The 17,674-nt window shown below is 58.8% G+C and carries 20 protein-coding genes; 12 read left to right on the forward strand and 8 right to left on the reverse strand.

Annotated features, from left to right (window positions below):
• Nucleotides 1–257 precede the first annotated feature (257 nt).
• Genes ACFQE9_RS14210 through ACFQE9_RS14220 form a run of 3 tightly spaced genes read left to right on the forward strand, consistent with a single transcriptional unit; the run spans nt 258 to nt 1,773 of the window.
• Entirely contained in the window at nt 258–863 is a 606-nt protein-coding gene (locus tag ACFQE9_RS14210) for a site-specific integrase (protein ID WP_379746134.1), read from the forward strand.
• Nucleotides 860–1,276 (forward strand): DUF8161 domain-containing protein, encoded by a 417-nt coding sequence (locus ACFQE9_RS14215; RefSeq protein WP_379746137.1) that lies wholly within the window; start codon nt 860–862, stop codon nt 1,274–1,276. The genes ACFQE9_RS14210 and ACFQE9_RS14215 overlap by 4 nt, the downstream gene beginning before the upstream one ends.
• A 2-nt stretch (nt 1,277–1,278) precedes the next feature.
• Nucleotides 1,279–1,773: a metal-dependent hydrolase gene (locus tag ACFQE9_RS14220; RefSeq protein ID WP_049987396.1), complete on the forward strand. Its 495-nt coding sequence runs from the start codon at nt 1,279–1,281 to the stop codon at nt 1,771–1,773.
• A gap of 220 nt (nt 1,774–1,993) precedes the next feature.
• Here the strand turns inward: ACFQE9_RS14220 and ACFQE9_RS14225 are convergent, their stop codons facing one another.
• Together ACFQE9_RS14225 and ACFQE9_RS14230 are read right to left on the reverse strand one after the other, a co-directional pair.
• The gene (locus ACFQE9_RS14225; protein ID WP_049987397.1) at nt 1,994–2,437 is read right to left on the reverse strand and encodes a hypothetical protein; all 444 of its coding nucleotides are present in this window, start codon (nt 2,435–2,437) and stop codon (nt 1,994–1,996) included.
• 21 nt (nt 2,438–2,458) lie between these two features.
• The gene (locus tag ACFQE9_RS14230) at nt 2,459–2,611 is read right to left on the reverse strand and encodes a hypothetical protein (protein ID WP_156105765.1); all 153 of its coding nucleotides are present in this window, start codon (nt 2,609–2,611) and stop codon (nt 2,459–2,461) included.
• 148 nt (nt 2,612–2,759) lie between these two features.
• Here ACFQE9_RS14230 and ACFQE9_RS14235 point away from each other — a divergent pair, with 148 nt between their 5' ends.
• Complete coding sequence (locus tag ACFQE9_RS14235; RefSeq protein ID WP_156105766.1) at nt 2,760–3,635, forward strand: metallophosphoesterase family protein; 876 nt, start codon at nt 2,760–2,762, stop codon at nt 3,633–3,635.
• A 27-nt stretch (nt 3,636–3,662) separates the two neighbouring features.
• Here the strand turns inward: ACFQE9_RS14235 and ACFQE9_RS14240 are convergent, their stop codons facing one another.
• Together ACFQE9_RS14240 and ACFQE9_RS14245 are read right to left on the reverse strand one after the other, a co-directional pair.
• Complete coding sequence (locus ACFQE9_RS14240; protein WP_379746142.1) at nt 3,663–4,091, reverse strand: PIN domain-containing protein; 429 nt, start codon at nt 4,089–4,091, stop codon at nt 3,663–3,665.
• On the reverse strand, nt 4,088–4,396 hold the full coding sequence (locus ACFQE9_RS14245) for an AbrB/MazE/SpoVT family DNA-binding domain-containing protein (protein ID WP_049987406.1): 309 nt from the start codon (nt 4,394–4,396) through the stop codon (nt 4,088–4,090). The genes ACFQE9_RS14240 and ACFQE9_RS14245 overlap by 4 nt, the downstream gene beginning before the upstream one ends.
• Before the next feature lie 427 nt (nt 4,397–4,823).
• Here ACFQE9_RS14245 and ACFQE9_RS14250 point away from each other — a divergent pair, with 427 nt between their 5' ends.
• The 3 genes from ACFQE9_RS14250 to ACFQE9_RS14260 are packed head-to-tail and all read left to right on the forward strand — an operon-like array spanning nt 4,824 to nt 7,710.
• Nucleotides 4,824–5,426 (forward strand): hypothetical protein, encoded by a 603-nt coding sequence (locus tag ACFQE9_RS14250; RefSeq protein ID WP_058826548.1) that lies wholly within the window; start codon nt 4,824–4,826, stop codon nt 5,424–5,426.
• Nucleotides 5,423–5,989 carry a relaxase/mobilization nuclease domain-containing protein gene (locus tag ACFQE9_RS14255; RefSeq protein WP_379746145.1) on the forward strand — a complete coding sequence of 189 codons (567 nt, stop codon included), beginning with the start codon at nt 5,423–5,425 and terminating at the stop codon, nt 5,987–5,989. The genes ACFQE9_RS14250 and ACFQE9_RS14255 overlap by 4 nt, the downstream gene beginning before the upstream one ends.
• A complete protein-coding gene (locus ACFQE9_RS14260) occupies nt 5,986–7,710 on the forward strand; it encodes a type IV secretory system conjugative DNA transfer family protein (RefSeq protein ID WP_379746148.1) in 1,725 nt (574 codons plus the stop codon). The genes ACFQE9_RS14255 and ACFQE9_RS14260 overlap by 4 nt, the downstream gene beginning before the upstream one ends.
• Before the next feature lie 317 nt (nt 7,711–8,027).
• On the opposite strand, the gene ACFQE9_RS14265 is transcribed toward ACFQE9_RS14260, so the two are convergent.
• Both ACFQE9_RS14265 and ACFQE9_RS14270 read right to left on the reverse strand, forming a co-directional pair.
• Nucleotides 8,028–8,270, reverse strand: a complete 243-nt coding sequence (locus tag ACFQE9_RS14265) for a hypothetical protein (RefSeq protein ID WP_379746151.1) — start codon at nt 8,268–8,270, stop codon at nt 8,028–8,030.
• Between the two features lie 151 nt (nt 8,271–8,421).
• A complete protein-coding gene (locus ACFQE9_RS14270) occupies nt 8,422–9,048 on the reverse strand; it encodes a hypothetical protein (protein ID WP_379746154.1) in 627 nt (208 codons plus the stop codon).
• Nucleotides 9,049–9,209: 161 nt separating this feature from the next.
• Here ACFQE9_RS14270 and ACFQE9_RS14275 point away from each other — a divergent pair, with 161 nt between their 5' ends.
• Entirely contained in the window at nt 9,210–10,604 is a 1,395-nt protein-coding gene (locus tag ACFQE9_RS14275) for an ApeA N-terminal domain 1-containing protein (RefSeq protein ID WP_379746157.1), read from the forward strand.
• Between the two features lie 181 nt (nt 10,605–10,785).
• On the opposite strand, the gene ACFQE9_RS14280 is transcribed toward ACFQE9_RS14275, so the two are convergent.
• Nucleotides 10,786–11,733, reverse strand: coding sequence for a transcription initiation factor IIB (locus ACFQE9_RS14280; protein WP_379746160.1), 948 nt, complete (start codon nt 11,731–11,733; stop codon nt 10,786–10,788).
• An 820-nt stretch (nt 11,734–12,553) separates the two neighbouring features.
• Here ACFQE9_RS14280 and ACFQE9_RS14285 point away from each other — a divergent pair.
• Nucleotides 12,554–13,378, forward strand: a complete 825-nt coding sequence (locus tag ACFQE9_RS14285) for a CPBP family intramembrane glutamic endopeptidase (RefSeq protein ID WP_379746163.1) — start codon at nt 12,554–12,556, stop codon at nt 13,376–13,378.
• Nucleotides 13,379–13,524: 146 nt separating this feature from the next.
• Here ACFQE9_RS14285 and ACFQE9_RS14290 read toward each other — a convergent pair whose 3' ends face one another.
• Complete coding sequence (locus tag ACFQE9_RS14290) at nt 13,525–14,121, reverse strand: hypothetical protein (RefSeq protein WP_058826539.1); 597 nt, start codon at nt 14,119–14,121, stop codon at nt 13,525–13,527.
• 173 nt (nt 14,122–14,294) lie between these two features.
• On the opposite strand from ACFQE9_RS14290, the gene ACFQE9_RS14295 reads away from it, so the two are divergent.
• From ACFQE9_RS14295 to ACFQE9_RS14305, 3 genes are all read left to right on the forward strand, one after another.
• The gene (locus tag ACFQE9_RS14295) at nt 14,295–14,591 is read left to right on the forward strand and encodes a hypothetical protein (protein ID WP_379746167.1); all 297 of its coding nucleotides are present in this window, start codon (nt 14,295–14,297) and stop codon (nt 14,589–14,591) included.
• A 156-nt stretch (nt 14,592–14,747) separates the two neighbouring features.
• Nucleotides 14,748–16,148, forward strand: coding sequence for a DEAD/DEAH box helicase family protein (locus ACFQE9_RS14300; RefSeq protein ID WP_379746170.1), 1,401 nt, complete (start codon nt 14,748–14,750; stop codon nt 16,146–16,148).
• Nucleotides 16,148–17,506: a DUF790 family protein gene (locus tag ACFQE9_RS14305; RefSeq protein WP_379746173.1), complete on the forward strand. Its 1,359-nt coding sequence runs from the start codon at nt 16,148–16,150 to the stop codon at nt 17,504–17,506. Before ACFQE9_RS14300 ends, ACFQE9_RS14305 begins: the two co-directional genes overlap by 1 nt.
• The last annotated feature ends 168 nt before the right edge of the window (nt 17,507–17,674 follow it).

Raw genomic sequence — 17,674 nt, forward strand, 5'->3', positions numbered from 1 at the left:
ACGCGTATTCGAGCGAACGGTGACATCTGAGGAAATGCGGGATTGAATCGTGGAGTGATTCTGTACAAGGCGTCCTCCTCAGCGAGGCAATGTCTTTCAGAGATCAGAGATTGAGTTATACTATATCTGCCGACTTATCATAGAAGTCGTCACTGGAACACTGCTATTCTCCACTCAAGCCGCCTAATCAGCCGATCACACACCACCGTTTCTGATGCTCGACAGATATTTAGTGTAAGCTTGTTTTAGAAGATCCTATGCGATTGGAGGCGACCGCAAAACAGGACGAATACAAGGTCTGGATGACCGATGCTGAACTCGAGGAGTTGCGGCGGGCCGCTGCGAACCATCGCGACGATCTCATCATCCAGCTCGGTGGCTACGTCGGCCTCCGAGCCTTCGAAATTCCACAGATCCGCCCGGAACACGTGAAACGCACGCCGGACGGCGATCACTACCGACTCCGGGTTCCAGAGGGAAAGGACACGACCGGGAACGGCGGGAAGCCCCGTGATGCCTACCTACCCGCGGACGTCGAGGGCGACGTTCATCGCTACCAGACTGCCGACGATATAGCGCCACACGATTTATTGATCGATCTCACCGAGCGCGGTGTCCGCGACGTCGTGAAGCGCACCGCCGAGCGTGCGGCCGCCGAAACCAGCGACGACGACTATCAGTACGTGAGTTCCCACGATCTCCGCCGTCGCTTCGCCCAGCGACTCCTCGTCGACCGGCAGATGAATCCCCGCGTCGTGATGGCCGTCGGTGGCTGGGATAGCTTCCAGGCTATCGAACCCTACCTCAACGCCCCGACCGCCGACGTCGTCAACGATGCCTTCGAGGAGGCCGGGCTCGCATGACCGAGGACGACGTCGACCCCGAGAACCCGCGACCGGACGGACACTATCCCCGGTTTCGAGAGAACGAGTGGCACTACGTGCCGGACGAACTCGCACAGACGATCTCGCTGGGGCCGGGCGGCGACGGCGAAGAGGGCCAGGACTGGGTGCTGACGTACACTCCCGAGCGGCGAAACGAGGACAACCGGGAGAAGGTGCTCGTCCGGCTGACGCCGCGCTCGCTCCACGAACTCTACATCGAGGTGAAGGACCTCTCGCCAAACGCCCGGCAAGCGGGCCACACGGCCGAGTGTGACCTATGCGGGGAGTCGGTTCCGTTGGAAAAGGCGATTCCGAACCCGAGGGGTGAGCCGGCACACAGGCGGTGCTACGTCGACGCCTACGGCGGGCCGGAGTGGCTCCAGAACTACTAACCATGCACCAAAAGGGCCACTACGGCGCGGCGTTGGTCGCCTACGCGCCCATTGTGTTCATCCTGACTGCGCTCGGCTACACCACGCTCGGAGTGCTCGGTGGTGCTGTCGTTGTTGGCGGGGCCATGCTTCCCGACGTCGATCAACGAATCCCCGGCGTGAAACACCGAGGACCGACACATACCGTGTGGTTCGCGCTCGCTGTCGGCACGGTCGTCGGTGTCGGTGGCCTACTACTGGGGGCGTCCCGTGGGGTGCTGGCCGCACTCGGGACGGGACTGTTCGGCGCCGTCGTCGGGACCCTCACCGTGGTGGCTCACATCCTCGCCGACGTACTCACACCGACCGGTGTCCGTCCGTTCGCGCCCGTGCGTGGCGAGAAGTACACGCTCGACGTCGTCACGGCTGCGAACCCGATAGCGAACTACGCCCTGCTCGTGATCGGCGCCGTGGTCGCCGGTGTGGCGGTTGCCGGCGGGCTCGCGCTCAGTACTTAACCAACATACGGCCCAGAAGACCGGCAGTTGTTGGTTAAGACTGTGGACAGGAGCAGGCGTACGCCATCGTCGCTGCTGGGCTGACGCCTACGGTCCCCCCGATGGTTCACTGACCACACGTAGCGAAAATCGGTGAACTGAAGAATACGCCGGCGAGAGAAGCGGTTTCCCGGGCACGAGGGTAAGGGTTGAACCAGAGAGAACCAGGTTCCAGAGCACGCTATGGGAGCAAATCACGGAGATCGTCCTCGTCGAGCGCATCGTGATCCGTGAAGTATTGCTCAACATCGGACACCTGCTCCAGCGCAGTGACCTCCTCAGCTTTCGCCTCTGCACTTGGGCTGTACGCTGCCAGCGCCTTGTGAGGGTAGTCGTGGTACGGATCGATGAAGAAGAGATAGATGACATGATACTCCGTGTCTCCACGTGGGATTTCGTCAACGACTTTGGTGTACAATCGGCCCTGATCACCGACGGTGATGATATCGAGGTTGGCGATACGCTCATAGATGAACGAGCTGGGTGGCGCCTCGCTCGTGACGATGTTCAGGAGCCGGGTGATGACTTCTTCCTGTTCCGAGGCATCGAGTGCAGCAAAATCTGCAGCGGCTTCTCCAGCAAAGATGACCCTCGTCTCTTCGTCCGACAGTGATACGTAGCTCACATCTGCCTCAAGAAAAGCCGGTTAGTACTTCAGCAGAGACTCGAGGTCTTCTTTGCTCGCTGTATTCCCGTCAGCGATATCCTCAATGCCGCGAAGAACGCCCTCAGGAACCTCAGGCCGATCTCCGTCCTCGGCGTCGCCCTCGCGGTCGTCGCCAGCGGGGTGGAGACTCATTGATGAAATATCGGTGCTCCTCTGTAATAAGCCTGTGGACGGCTACGCGGAAGTTGGTGATTCAGACCGATTACCACTGTTGTGATATATCTCCCTCTGACGATGAGCGTGGTCTTCTATACACTTGGGTGATTATGGAGAGCCAACAATGGCGGCTGACGATGTTGAGACGCTCCGACTTCTCTGTATGGGAGACAACCACGGGGACGTTGACTCTCTGGAACGGGTCGTCGACGGAACTGAAGGCGAAGAATTCGACTTCGTCATTCACGTCGGCGATATCACGAATGCGTGGTTCGATGGCGTCGACGAAGGCCGGGAACAGCTCGATGCGGTCACCCCGTATTTCGAGACGCTCCACGAGCGCGGAGAATTTCTCTATATCTGGGGGAATCGAGACGGAGCAATCGGCCCGGAACAGCCATTCCAGGCCTACGACCTCCCGGGGACGTTCATCCCCGAAGATGACACAATTACCGTTGCTGGAGAGACGTTCACACAAAATCCCGAGTTAGTCGAGGACGAGACAATCCTCGTGAACCACTACTGGCACCCCGAGTTGCTGGAACACTTTGCGGGGAAGGCCTACTTCTCTGGTCATATACACACCGGCCGGTACAAGAACAAGGCTCTCAACACCGCATTCCTCTACCGGACGGCTGATCATGGCGCGGATGCTCTTTTCGGCGCGTACTTCGTTGTCGAGATTGCATCTGACGGTACGTGGCAGGTCGATTTCCGAAATATCGGGCAGGTTCGGAAAGGGATCTGTCCCAGGCATCAGGCACTCGGTGTGCAGTTCGTCCCGGACTACTGGCGACAGGACTGTCAGTTCTGCTACGACGAAGACGATTTCTACAGTGAGGTGGTTCGCACAGCACTCTACGGACTGGGAACAGTACAAGAGGAAGCCGAGATTGACGAAGTTGTTGAGTCTGCAACGTCAACGTTCGGAGCTACGCCACCGTCTTTTGAATCGAGACTGCGAGAATTCCTCGAAGAGCGGACAGAAGATCATCGATAGCGACCACTGTGAGACGAGAAACAGAATCTATGCCGGTTCCTCTCGGAACCGTTCGATTGGGACATCGGTGACGTCGTCGTAATCATCATCGGCACCGACCAGGAGCATCCCGTCGACGTGTGCTGCGGTCCCGAGTGCGAAGGCATCGCCAAGCGCCGGCGAGTAGCGGAATTTGAAGTCAGCTGCTGACGCCCAGGTCTGTTCGGTGTCGACGCGACGGATGCCGCTTTCCTCGAGGACGTCGACGACAGTATCAGCGCGCTCCTCGCCGTCAATCGCACGGACGATATAGTGGACCTCGGCGAGGTTGATCGCCGAGATGTAGCCGTCTGCTGCGCCTTCAACGGCGTCGACGTACGTTTCGACGGTGTCGCTCCCCGGTTCGTTACAGAAGTAGGCGATGAGTGGTTCGGCGTCGAAGACGATCGTTTCGGGAATCTCTGCCCCGTCCGTCATGCGTCAGCCTCGTCGTCGCCGGCGTAGCGCTGCCGCAACTCCTCTTCACTGGCTTTGTCCGCTGCACGTTCCTTCCGTAGGCGCTCGGTTGCCGAGCGCCCCTGCTCGTCGGTTTTCCCTTTCAGAATCCCACGCAAATCCGTCACTGAGTGGATGGGGCGAACGACGATGTCACCCTCCTCGGTCCGGACGAACTTCACACGACCGGGCGTGTCGATACCCAACTCCTCACGGAACTCCTTCGGGATGGTGGCTTGCCCGCGCGACGATACGGACACAACTTTTTCAGACTCTGTCTTACTCATACTATTCTCTATCATTACTTTAGTCCAGTCATACAAAAGACTAGCGCTGGGTTGGGTAGTTAGCGAATCAACTCAGTCATTGGTTTCAACACCAGGTGGAGTATCGCCTTAACCAACAAGTCCGATTATACCGGCCGTTGTTGGTTAATAGAGTCACGCTCCGGTTGTATTCGAAGCACTCGATCTACAGTATCTGTGTTACTCGCAGCTCGACTGTGGGCGTAATAATTAAGGTGGAATCCAATGTGGGAATAGACGTTACCAATGTGGTCCCCACGAACTGCAGTCCAGCGATTTTTCACAGACCAATGTGCAGCTTTGGCTTGCCCTCTACCGCCACACACCGACCTTCCGCATCCACCGACTGCCGATTTCCCCATCGCATCGCTCACACCAACCACGGCGAGTCTCGCTCGGAGCGTCTGAAATGGGTGGGCGCGACACGCAAATCACGGTGTACGTCACTGACGAACGCAAGGCCGAACTCAAACAGCGCGCCGCTGAGGAAGACACCTCCATGTCCGGGGTCATCAACGACATGATCGACCGCCAGCTCCAGCAGGACGCCCAAGACGCGATTGCCTCAGAAGCGCGCGCTGAAGAACGCATTCAAGAACTCATCTCAGTCGGCACCGAGCAAATGGTCGAGACCGCCAAGGAAATCCGCGATATGAATGCGAAGTTCGGCGCCTACACAATCGCCAACTTCGAACTGATGAAACAGGATCGGTCAGATCACGTCCGGCAAGAGGCACTCGATACTGGGGCTCGCCGGATGCGCCAAGATCTCGAGACGAGTATCCAAGAAGTGGGTGAGGACACGTCGGCCACGAAGGCGAGTGCTGAAACCACGACCGAGTCGTCCACAACGCAGCATCCCACCAACGATGAAGAGCCCGACTCGCCTGACGCGGCCACCGACGACACGCCGGACGACGTCGACGAGACGACAGACGGCTCCGGCGATGCTGAAAGCGATGAGGACGATGGCAGCGATCTCTTCGATAAGCTTCGGAGTGATCGCGGATGAAGGTCTTCACGGACACCAACTATCGCGAGCACGGTGCGCGGAACCTCGTCGAGTATCTGGATAAGGAGAAGGGGCTTGAGAACCGCGCTGGCGAGGAGATGTCCGACGAGGAGATCGAGGCGTTCATCGAGAAGTCCGAGGAATACGAGTTCGAGCGAGAGGTCATCATCTCACCCGAAAACGGCACCGACCTCTCCGACGACCAATTCAGTCTGTACACTCGGCAGGTGATGAGCGAGTTTTGCAAGGACCGCAATACAGCGACGTACTGTTATGCAATCCATCGCGATACTGATCATCCACACGCCCAAGTTGCACTGACGGGGACGAAACGCGACCTCTGGATGGACAAAGAGGACTGCGAACAGCTCCGCGAGCGCGCCCAAGAGCAGTTCCACGACCAGCATCGCGAACTCACCAGGGATCTCTCCCACCAGTTCGAACAGACGTTGCAGCACGACGCCACACACGAACTGGAAGCTGAATCTGATCGGGACATAGACCACGACCAAGATCCCGACCCAGAACCCGATCAGGCACAAGCACAGGGGCCTGAATCGTGAGCAGACATACTGATTCCGAGTCCCAGAGCAAGGACTACCGGCAAGAAGACGAGGTTGAGATCTTCTTCCAGATCGCGGCCGTGATGACGGCTGCACTGCTGTTGCCCTGGGTGTATGCCATCCTCGAGCGCGCGAATTTCCACGACTTCAAATTCGATGGGTTACATCGGAGTCGCGCACTCTGGCTCGTCCCTCTGTTCTATCTGGTGGCCGCAGTCGGCACTGCCCTACTGTTTCCAGCGCACCTCCAGCTGTTCTGGGCGTTTCACGTCCTGCTGCTCGCACAGATCGCTGAAGTCTTCCTGCATCAGGCCGGCTATCTGACCGCCATGTCGCTGCCGCTCATCGAGCAGTTCACGCCGCTCCGTGTGGGTGGCTTCGTCGTCGCACTCGGGAGCGCAGTGTATGCAGGCCAGCGACTGCGGACCTGGGATACGGAGCGTGAATTCCGTCGAATTATCGATGACGGGAACTATGTCCTCCCGTTTCGAAGCCTCTCTGCAGCGAGTGATCGTATGAGTCTCTCGCGATTTGTTCCGCTCCGCAAGGACCGGTCGATTCTCGTCCTCGGGGAAACGGGCGCCGGGAAGACGGAGACGATCAAGCTCCTCACCCACCAGATGCAGGCTGGAACTGACGATCCGTTCGTCGTCTTCGACTACAAAGGCGAATATCAGGAGAGCTTCGAACACGACCACGAGCACGAGGACATGATCTACCTCTCGTCGACGGACGCAACCGAATACTGGAATCTCTTCGCCGAAATCGAACGGGAAGCCGATATCGACGAAATCGGCCGCGCACTCTTCCCCCAGACAGATGGCGCGGAGTTCTTCAGCCAAGCTGGCCGCCAGCTGTTCGTTGCCGTCGTGACGTATCTTCATCGAGAAGCCCAGGCAAGCGATACGACACCGACGAACGCCGACCTCGTCGCGTTCGTCCAGTCGACGGATAAGCAAGAGATGCACGAGCGGCTCACAGACCATTCGGATCTCACCGCGGCGGCATCGGCAATCGATCCGGATTCGGAACGACAGGCCGCGGGCGTGTACGCGAACTTCCAGCAAGTCATCGCTGACCTGTTCCGCGGCGACTTCGCCGAGGCAGGTGAGTTCTCGATCCGAGAGTATATGCAGGATCCCCAGGGACGGACGTTGCTGTTGGATTTCCCGATTACGGAGGGCGACGCAGTCCAACCCGCGTTTCGGTTCTTCATCGACTGGGCGGCACGGTTTGCACTCGCAGACGATCAAGACACGTACTTCGTCCTCGACGAGTTCGCGCGCCTTCCCGGCCTCCGGAAGATTGGCGACCTGATCAACGCAGGCCGGGGCCGAAACACGCAACTCTTGCTCGGTGTGCAGTCGGTCGCACAGCTCCACGACACCTATGGCAAAGATCGGGCGAACGCGCTGTTGAGTGGCCTCGTCCAGTCGGTCATCATGCGCGTTGGCGATTCGGCGAGCGTCGAGTACGCCCAGTCACAGATCGGCCGCGAGGAACAGCGCCGGTCCGTCCCCGTCCACGACCGCGACGGGCGCTCGGTTGGCCGACAGGAACTCCAGGACGAAACCCATCCGATCGTCGAAAGCGACCTCGAACGGCTCAACGACGGCGAGGCGATCGTCGTCGTCCCCGACGGCTGGCTGCGCGGCCTGATCGCCCGCTTTGAGACTGTGCAAACCGAACTTGAGCGAGCACTGAAGCGTGGGACGGAGTAATCCGAAGTAGAGGGGTACTGGACTCAAAATCTCAATCTCCTGAACAGGGCGTACAACAGTCATTCAGATATCGTCCCCGAGGTTGTGGCTGCCGGCCGACCGGAGGGAGGCCGGGAGCGGAGGGTGGGGAGGCGGGGCGGTCTCGGGCAGCTTCGAAGAATGAGATCTAATCGACAGTCGGGGGAGCTCCACCCGTCTGGATACCGATCACGTCGTACCATCGCGTCGACGTCTCCCCTGCTACTGTGTCAGCTGGTCGGATGCCCTTCCTCAGCACTCTTAACCAACAGGAGCGGGGATAATAGGTAGGATGTTGGTTAACGCTCTGGATCAGTGATCCGCAGCTCGCCATCGACCGCGTAGAGCCAGCCGGAGTCAAGCAGCCGTTCGATAGCGTACTCCGCGTCAGCCGGTTCAGCTGGGAATTCCTCAGCAGCGAGCAGGAGGTCCTGGGCCTGTTCGTGCGAGAGGTTCGGCTGTTGATCTGGCGTCCCCGCCACGAGGATCTGATAGGCATCCTCGATCCAATCGGGCAGTGTCCGGGGTTCGTTTGACCACATCGTCGGTTCTCAGGTGGCTGGTGCTTCGTGTCACAGCTAATTAAGAGCCGCCGTCTGGGAACCGCGTGGTCTTTTCCCTCGGCTCTCCTCCATCCTCAAGAACCGTCGAAGAGGTAGGACCTCAAAATCGATCGTAGCGATGCAGTCGGAATTACGAAGAGTCGGGGACTGGCTCGGGGATGCCGACCGCGCTGAACCGGACGTCGACGGCTCCACAGCCAGCGCAGTCGTCGACGAACGCACAGACCTGCAACGAGGTCTCTAACTCTCGGAGGCTCCCACACACCGAACACTCGTACGAGGTCCGATATCGAACGGGTATTCGGCTATCTCTTCCTTGCGTGTGGGGCACTGCCGTCGACGATGGCTTTTGGCGATGTCCGGGTGCCGTATTCGATTGGCCTGGATCGGGCTGGTCGAGTGAACCGTGCCACACGTCGTCGGGGAGGCTGTCGTAGAGTCGGGCAGGGTCGCTGTCGGCGTCGTCGACGGGGACAGCGTCAGCTGGTCGTGTTGGTTCCGCTGACTCCTGGTGGGTTGGTGAGCCAGCATCGTCGACATTTGTGCGCTGATCATTCGGTGGGAAGGCTGTCGTCGAGGCGCTGATTGCGACGTACTCCGTTCCGTCATGGAGTTCGCCATCGATTGCAGCGGCGAGTTCAGCGAGGGGATTCGCGATCTGTGGGTCGTTGTGGTTCTCGACACCCGTCTCGAATAACCAGTCGCGAAAGGCGGTTGCTGTCTCAACGTCGAGCGTGAACGATGGGGTTGGTGACATCAGTGACTCGCTCCGTCCCCCTTGGGAACGACAAACCAGCGCTCGCCCGCCAGCTCGCAACGGACATTCCAGGGAGATCAGACTCGAACCAACCGCTACGTAGGCGTGTAAACCAAGCTATGCCGATAACTTTGTTATATCTCAACACAAACGCGCATCTTATGTTTGAACGGAGAGAGTTCGAAGGTTATTGGTGGACTCCTGAGTCTGAGGATCGAAAAGTTCCAGGGACACTTGAATACGACCCAGATGAAGGTATTACACTACAATTGCTCACAACGCTGACTGAAGATGGGGACATACCGAGCGCAGACTCTGCTGCAAGGCGCTACGATCGGATACTGGGGAAGTCAACAGACGATGACGATATAACTCTAATCAACTGTATTGTCTCAAATGTTTCAGGTATTGGTGGGACACAAACTGAACAGTACCAAGCTAATCAGTTACTGATCGGCCATTGCTTCCCCGATTCGATTGAGTTCTCTCGTCTACAAGTGAAATCCGAACTTATTGATGCTTGGGCCGAACGTGCCGCCACATCATTTGATAGTTCAATTTTTGATCGAGCTGATGGAGAGGAACCAGTAAAAGGGAAAGCAGGTGATACATTTGAAATTAAAGCAGAAACCCCAGAGACTCTTGAAACAGAGATTGATAGAGGAACTATCAAACTAAAGCATAATATTTCAACTAACCTTCGTCGGCGGGGTGGTGGCGAGATTACTGATAAGTGCTTCTTTGAACTAGATTTTGAACCAGATACTGTTGGACGTGATATATTACTAGATTATGTAAAGAAAATTGAAGATTTTATCTCATTAGCTCTAGGGGAAGAATGTTGGGCTGAGGAACTAATTGGCATCGGGACTGACAACGACACAGAGATCAAGATTCTTTATCCGCCCCAGGGAAGCCCGAAAGCAGCCTCGAAAATCCATCCGTATAAAACAAATTTCATATTGCCCGACATATCTGACAATTACGACACGGTTATGGAGAATTGGTTTACTATCTCTGATGAGTACTCTCAAGCCCTCAACCTATACTTTTCCACCAGATACAACAACCGTATGTATGTGAATAATGAGTTTTTCTCACTTGTTCAGACTATCGAGGTATACCATAGACGAAATGAAAAATTTGAAGGAGTGTATCTCGACTCAGATGATTTCAAGGACTACTACGATGACCTATGTGATACGATCCGGTCAGATTTCGATAACAGTTTCAAACAACATCTGAAGAACGGAACGTTCGAGTACGCTAATGAGTATTCATTAGCCAAGCGGATGAGGGAACTTGTCCGCGACATAGACGACATTCTCGAAGAGATCCCTCTGGAATTTGAGTCGAATATTAGGCCAATCGTAAACGCTAGAAATAATCTCACTCACGAAGGAGATGCTGGAACTTCTACAAACAAACTCTATGAATTCACACTAGTCCTCAAATCCCTCTTTGAGACTTTGATTTTGCTTGATATTGATATCGGTAAAGACCACGTTCAGGAGCGCCTTAGTCAGAGATATGCTGAACTAAGTAGTGACGTATAACGAAAGTATGGGAACCTGTCCATACTCTCGTATGGCGCGGGGATGAAGCAGTAGTAGATTCTCTGTATACTGCTGTCAGGTTGTGGCTGCCCGCCGACCAGCGGGAGGCCGGGAGCGGAGGGTGGGGAGGTGGGGCGTCCACTGGGCGGTGGTCACAAGAAAAAACGGGGGAGTGCCCCGCTCAGTGCAGGGTGTCCGGCTCCTGGTCGAGGATGACACCCGGGTCTTTGGTTCCGTGTCGGGCCTCGTAGGCGTCGACGAGCTCGCAGTTGTACCGACTGATCCGACTTGTCGACGTCGGCACGACCGTACTGGTCGCCTCCGCGACCTGCCCCTGGGTGAGATGCTTCTGGGGCGTCAACCGGTCGGCACCATAGAGTGCCGCCGCCGCGATGGTGAGCCGCGACGTCCCCGGCCCAACTAGCTCTTGATCGCCCAGCTTCATGAGGTGGTGTGCCAGCCGCCACGTCCGCACGGCTGCACTCCCTGGAAGGGCGTCGTCATCGAGCGCGTCCACGACCGTCATCACCGCGTTCGGTCGGGTAACGGGGACAGTGTCGATCCCGAGTTCACACCGAATCTTCCGCGCCGCAGCACACACCCGCTCGTGGGGTGCCTTCGTGTAGGTCGCCACATCGACGTCGATTGCCTCGCGCTCGATCCGCGACTCGCGCGCTGCAAGGAGGACGGCACCGCCCGCGAGTGCCTCCCAGGCCATCCGCCCGCCGGCCAACCGCGCTTCTGAGGCGCGTCGGAGGTATCGTGCCGCCGTCTTGACGACGTGCCCCGGCAGCCCCAGGTTGCCGCCGATCATCTCGATATCGCGCAGCCCCTCGTTGAGCCGCTTCGTCCGCTTGCGACCCTCGCCGAACTGGTAGCGCTTGTGCCACTTCCGGAGGCGCTGGAACTTCTGCCACTGTTCGTTACTGAGCGGATTGCCGTGTCCGTCAGTGCTCTTCGTTATCTTCGTGTGGAGGCCCTTGTCCGTCCGCAGCGGGTCCACCGTCTCGATGCTCTGCTCAGCGTTCCCGACCATCCCCAGATCGCCCAGCGTCGGACTCCGATCGACCCACTCGGCCGCGACGACCAGGCCACAGTCCGCACAGAACGATTCCTCATCGTGGGTCACAACTTGACCCTCGCACTCCGGGCACGCCGACCGGGCCGCTGGCTCTCGCTCGACTGTCGCATCGAGGCCGTCCAGCGTGGTAGTTGAATTCTGTTCGTCCGAAACCGTCTTTTCGCTCGCGTTAGTACTCGACATTGCAGTAACCCTGAAGGCGCTCACGCGCCCGACACCGCGATGCTACTACATCGCGGATTTCTCAACGACGACAACCCGACAGACTCGTCTGCGCGCTCTCGCTCGCGCCTTCGCGAGCGCCCTTGGGCGCGAGCGAGAGCGCGCCCGAGACGTCCGACCATCCAGCACCGCGCGCCGACCCGCCCGGAGCGAGCGGCCAGCTTTAAGCCGTTTCTCGCGTCCGGCCCGGACTGCGGGTCCGTGTCCAGGGCGACGGTCGTGAGCACGGCGAGTCGTGGTGTGACTCGCCGCGCGGAACGGCCCAAAGCGCTGGAACGCGAAAGCCCGCGAGGGGCGCAACCGAAAACGCGCTTAATGCTGGCGTCGAGGGCACATTCACTTTAGCCCGGAACGGCGAGCTTGCTCGCCGCATGCCCGGAATGGTCGGTCGCGAGCGACGCGGAGGGCGGCAGCGGCGAGCGGGGCGGGCCGTCGAGAAACACCGTCCAACTGGGCTCGACGCTCAGTGACGCAACCGATCTCCTGGTGGACTCAGAAAGGGCGAGGACGACTCGGTCGTCCCCCGACCCTGCAAGCACCGAGTGTAACGAGGCGCGCAGCGGCGGTCGCGGGATGCCGAGCGGCCGAGGGCTTTCGAGGGAGTTCGCTCACTGTCTTTATCAGGTCCGGTGGCGCTATGTTGGATATGGGATTCGGACCGAGCATTTCGGCTCCGACGATAACAGGAACACAGGTCGTCTACCCAGCACGGCTCGTTGCAGCGTGGGCCATACTCACTATCGCCAGCCTTGTTCTCGAACGCGTCATCCACCGGTGCAAATACTGGACTGTCAAACTCACAGGCACGCATCCGTTCGGCTGGTTCGCGTCGCTCGACAGCGATCACCAAGGCGACTTGCGAGAGACAGAGACGTACACGGTTGCGGATCTCAAGGACCGACTCGACTGGGAACGCAAGTGGTGGCGTCGAACAACACGACGAGGCGTCCGCGCCGTCGTGATCGCGCCGGTGGTTGAGGAACTCACGTTTCGCGGCGGCCCATACCTGCTAGCGGTCACGCTGGGTGTCGCTCAACTCCCACTGTTGGTCGCCGGGTCCGTCCTGTGGGCGTTCCTCCATACCCGGAATCCACGCCGCTACCGTCGGGGAACCCTGCCGGTGTTCGTCAGCGGGTTGCTGAGCCTGTATCTGTGGCTGATAGGGCTCTGGTGGCTGGCGATCCTGGTGCATGCAGGCAACAATCTGGTTGCGATAGCGCTGGCAGCCGGCGAGGAGTGGTGGCGGCGCTGGCAGCATTCGTTCTCACCAGGCGAAGAATACACCGTGACAGTCGACGACCGGAGCCCGCAACCGGATTGTCATGGCCTGTATCGGGCGTACACACCGGCTGAGGAGACACTCCACGTCGCCGACGTCGAACCGGGTGAGACGACGCGTGTGCGAGTCGCGACGACGGTTGGATTCCATGGGTACGCGTATCCCATCACCGAATCAGGCCAAGCCGACTAAACTGCCTTAACCAACAGTAGAGTGGAATGGCTGCCAGTGTTGGTTAATGCACTGAAGGGGCCAGCAACTGCAGCAAACACTCCACCGGTTCCCAAGCTTCGATAGATAGCGCAGGCCGAGTCCGCAGGGCATGACCCTAGAGTAGATCACCGATCACCCCGAGACAGATCCTGTGCAAGTGCCTCTTGAAGTCCGTCGGGAAGCAACGACCCGGGCTTTTCTGCGTGAAAAGCGACGTTCTCGTAGGCCGCTTCGATATGTTTCTGTGTGGCGTCGTCGTGCTTCGCTGCAAGCGCCTCTAACTCCTCGACCATCGTCTGAAGTTCATCGTCGGCCTCGATCATCTCGGCTGACAGCGCCAGATCCTTGAGCGCCTTGGCGGCGGCTCGTCGGACGCGCCCGTCGTCGTCGACGAGTGCCTCCAAATAGAAGTCTCGAAGCCAGTTACGATGCGTCGCGATGTCGTCGAGCGTCCACTCGCCCGGCAACGCTTCGTCGGTGATATCGGCTCCAACCGTCCGAATCCCAAGTCGTGGGTACAGCGCGGCCGCAAAGCGAATCACGGACTGCCGTTGATAGCCGTCATCGCTCTCGTACAGCCCACGACACAGCTCGAAGCAGTCGTTGAACAGCGCGGCTCGCTCCTCGAGGTCCATGTCCTCGACCTCATCAATAGCCTGATTCACGCGCTCGGTGTCACCCGACGACAGCGCAGTGCGGAACGCTTCGGGTGTCTGGTCCATGGTTGTTGTTCCATCGCCACTCGTGTAACTCCTCGGGGGACGAGGAGAACAAGAAGATCGCGGAGGGTGGAGAGATTGTAGTCGCGATCGCTATCGAGAACGATCCGCACTCTAGAACTGCAAGCGAACACGAGGAACGGGCATACTTGTACCGACGGCCAGTAGTGACCGTTATGACGGGCGACGATACGCCGGTAGAGCACTATAGATTGGCCGACCCGGCGGATCTCCGCACGGCGCTTGCGACAGCTGGGATCGAATATCTCGACCTCGACGAGCAGCGAACGATCGTGATCTATCAGCAGGCGATTCTCATGGTGATCGCCACAGAGGGATCGGCAACGACAGCGCATGCATTCGACGTCGAATTCTGGAAGGAGCCGCCGACCGGCCCTGATCGTGAGCCTGACTCGCTGTTCGCTACATTCATCGATGAGCTGGTTACGGCTACTGAGACGACTCGTCGTTGAGTGGCCGATGTCCGAATGAGCGCCCCAAACAGTGACAAATACGAGTGCAAGAAGCGGCGGGTGAGATGTCATCGGACCGACGCCGCGAGCAGTGTGGCGCTGAGAAATATCCAGTAAGGTATTCCCCTCTCACTCGACAAGGATAGCACAGCTACGATGGAGCTCAAGTTCGACGACGGCACCCTTCTGCTTCGCGACGCTCCTGAGTCGGTTCCATACGCAGAGTGGGATGACCGCGTCGACGAGTACCGGTCCCAAGCCTACCGGTATCAGGCGCTCCTCGAATGGGCTGGCATATGCTCGGACGGCAATGAGCAGGCAACGCTTCGAGACGGCTTCGGGCAAGCGCTCGAAGACACCGCTCGGGCCTACCCTGACCTCGATCTCACGCCGGCGCTCCACATCGAACCGCGTGACTACCAGCAGGCCGCCCTCGACGCCTGGATCGACCACGGGCGACGGGGCAGCGTCGTCCTCCCGACGGGCAGCGGGAAGACGTTCCTCGGGCTGCAGGCGATTGCTGACGCCGGCGTCAGTGCGCTCATCGTCACGCCGACGATCGATCTGATGAACCAGTGGCACGCTACGCTCACCAACGCCTTCGGCGACCAGCTCACGGAGCCAGTTGGTGTCCTCGGCGGCGGCAGCCACGAGGTCACCGCGATCACGGTTACGACCTACGACAGCGCCTACCGCTACATCAACGAGTACGGCGACCAGTTCGGCCTACTCGTCGTCGACGAGGAACACCACCTGCCAGCCCCGACCTACCGGCAGATCCCCGAGATGATGATCGCCCCGTATCGCCTCGGGCTGACCGCCACCTACGAACGCCCCGACGGCAAGCACGAACTCCTCGAGGACCTCATCGGCCCGGTCGTCTACCGCGAGGACGTCGACGAGCTCACCGGCGAGTACCTCAGCGAGTACGAAACGATCCATATGTCGGTTGATCTCACAGCCGACGAGCGCGAGACATACGACGAGGAGTACCAGCTCTATCGCGACTACGTCGACAGCCACGAGTTCGACCTCTGGAAAGAGGACGGCTATGCGGAGTTTCTCAAGCGCACGTCCTACGATCCACAGGGCCGACGGGCGTTCATCGCCAAGCAACGCGCCGAGCGGATCGCCCGCACCGCCGAGAAGAAGCTCGACACGCTCGACAACCTCATCAAGCGCCACCACGACGACCGCGCGATCATCTTCACCGCCAACAACGACTTCGCCTACGACATCTCCCAAGAGTTCATCGTTCCCTGTATCACCCACCAGACGAAGACCAACGAACGCACCGAAATTCTCGAGCGGTTTCGAACTGGTGAATACTCGATGCTGGTGACCTCACAAGTCCTCGACGAGGGGATCGACGTCCCGGCGGCGAACGTCGGCATCATCCTCTCGGGGAGTGCCTCGAAACGCCAGTACGCGCAGCGACTCGGCCGAATACTGCGGCCCACTGATGACCGCCAGCCGGCACGGCTCTACGAGATTATCACGGACGACACGATGGAGACGTACGTCTCCCAGCGCCGCCGGGAAGGGGTGAGCACATAGTGCTGACCACGAATCTCGCACGGTCACGCACGACCGACCAGGAAATCAGACCGTTGTTCATCGATCCGACTGATGGCCGCTATCGTGAGACGGCGCGAGAACTCATCCAGCTGTTCGAGACCCACCTCAATGAGCCGAAAGGCGACCTCGAAGACGCAATTGACGAGTTGACTGTCGCGGATACCGACTACAAAATCGTCCAGGGACTCGCAAAGCTCCTGAAAGACGAGTGCGAGTTCGAGGTCGTCGCCTCAGTTGATCCCCACGAGATCCGCCAACGACTGTTCGAGAAAGCCAATACGCGGTATCCGATCGTCCGCCAGCCCACGCTCGGTGAGGATACACAGAAACTAGAGGTGTACAGCGCGGTGGCCGACGAGTTGGGGATCTCCCTCGAGGAGTGCTATCGCGGAATGTACGCCGATCTGGAGGACAACAAGCGGCTCGTTCGGATTGGAACGCGAACGGTCGACCAGTACACGACTGATGGCGTCTCGTCGACGTCGACGACCGCGTTGACCGGCAGTAGCGACGCGGACTACGAACACACCGACCTTACCGTGGACTGGCTGTTGACCCGGTATAATCTGGCGCTTGCTCAGGCAGTGCTGTACGACGCCACAGAGATGCGGATTCGCGTCTGGGATCACTTCGGGACCGTCTTCAGCTACGTGAAGTTGTTCGGGTTGATGCACCGGATTTATCCAATCGACGCCGAGGGCGAGCGCGTCGCGAGCACGGATCAGGCCGCTGGCTACGAAGCCGTGCTGGATGGGCCGGCGTCGCTGTTCTCGAAATCACAGAAGTACGGAATTCGCATGGCGAACTTCCTACCGGCATTGCCGCTCTGTAACCGCTGGGAGATGGCCGCCGAGGTTCTCGCCGACGAAACGACCGGCGAGACGCGAGTGTTCACACTCGACCACACTGAGAATCTCGATTCGCACTACAGTACCGGGGATCAGTTCGATAGCGACGTCGAACGAACGCTTGCGCAGAAATGGGAGCGCTCGAATACGGAATGGGAGCTCGTCCGTGAGGATGACATCTTCGACCTAGGTGCCGAAGTGATGATCCCTGACTTTGCGATTGAGCATCCTGACGGTCGGCGGGCGATCCTCGAGATCGTCGGGTTCTGGACGCCCGAGTATCTGGAGTCGAAGCTCACGAAGATTCGACAGGTAGAGGCCGACAATTTCGTGTTGGCTGTGTCGGAGCGCCTGGATTGTGCGAGTGAAGAGTTCGGACGGACAGCCGACCGCGTTCTCTGGTTCAAAACCGGGATTCACGTCTATGACGTCGTCGACCTGGCCGAGACAGTTACTGTCCCGTCCGAGACACCGTCTGGTTCCAAGTAGGCCGGTTCAGTGACTGGGCGACCGATGCCCTGCACCGTGTCGCTGTCTTTGGTTGCGAACTCACTCGTAACGAGGGGTGTTCACTGGAAATGTGGTATGTTGTTAACCAACAGCTGGGAAGAAATAGGCGGTTATGTTGGTTAAGCAGGCTCTGAACGGAACGGCTAG

The sequence above is a fragment of the Halopenitus salinus genome, assembly GCF_042662125.1.
GTDB classification, from domain to species: Archaea; Halobacteriota; Halobacteria; order Halobacteriales; family Haloferacaceae; genus Halopenitus; species Halopenitus salinus.

Bases quoted from the DNA above. Each gene is read 5' to 3' on its own strand.
- ACFQE9_RS14265 (WP_379746151.1), bottom strand. From the start codon at position 8,270: ATGTGGTCAAACGAACCCCGGACACTGCCCGATTGGATCGAGGATGCC.
- ACFQE9_RS14300 (WP_379746170.1), top strand. From the start codon at position 14,748: ATGGAGCTCAAGTTCGACGACGGCACCCTTCTGCTTCGCGACGCTCCT.
- ACFQE9_RS14210 (WP_379746134.1), top strand. From the start codon at position 258: ATGCGATTGGAGGCGACCGCAAAACAGGACGAATACAAGGTCTGGATG.
- ACFQE9_RS14255 (WP_379746145.1), top strand. From the start codon at position 5,423: ATGAAGGTCTTCACGGACACCAACTATCGCGAGCACGGTGCGCGGAAC.
- ACFQE9_RS14245 (WP_049987406.1), bottom strand. From the start codon at position 4,396: ATGAGTAAGACAGAGTCTGAAAAAGTTGTGTCCGTATCGTCGCGCGGG.
- ACFQE9_RS14220 (WP_049987396.1), top strand. From the start codon at position 1,279: ATGCACCAAAAGGGCCACTACGGCGCGGCGTTGGTCGCCTACGCGCCC.
- ACFQE9_RS14275 (WP_379746157.1), top strand. From the start codon at position 9,210: ATGTTTGAACGGAGAGAGTTCGAAGGTTATTGGTGGACTCCTGAGTCT.
- ACFQE9_RS14235 (WP_156105766.1), top strand. From the start codon at position 2,760: ATGGCGGCTGACGATGTTGAGACGCTCCGACTTCTCTGTATGGGAGAC.
- ACFQE9_RS14230 (WP_156105765.1), bottom strand. From the start codon at position 2,611: ATGAGTCTCCACCCCGCTGGCGACGACCGCGAGGGCGACGCCGAGGAC.
- ACFQE9_RS14250 (WP_058826548.1), top strand. From the start codon at position 4,824: ATGGGTGGGCGCGACACGCAAATCACGGTGTACGTCACTGACGAACGC.
- ACFQE9_RS14290 (WP_058826539.1), bottom strand. From the start codon at position 14,121: ATGGACCAGACACCCGAAGCGTTCCGCACTGCGCTGTCGTCGGGTGAC.
- ACFQE9_RS14270 (WP_379746154.1), bottom strand. From the start codon at position 9,048: ATGTCACCAACCCCATCGTTCACGCTCGACGTTGAGACAGCAACCGCC.
- ACFQE9_RS14295 (WP_379746167.1), top strand. From the start codon at position 14,295: ATGACGGGCGACGATACGCCGGTAGAGCACTATAGATTGGCCGACCCG.
- ACFQE9_RS14285 (WP_379746163.1), top strand. From the start codon at position 12,554: ATGGGATTCGGACCGAGCATTTCGGCTCCGACGATAACAGGAACACAG.
- ACFQE9_RS14215 (WP_379746137.1), top strand. From the start codon at position 860: ATGACCGAGGACGACGTCGACCCCGAGAACCCGCGACCGGACGGACAC.
- ACFQE9_RS14240 (WP_379746142.1), bottom strand. From the start codon at position 4,091: ATGACGGACGGGGCAGAGATTCCCGAAACGATCGTCTTCGACGCCGAA.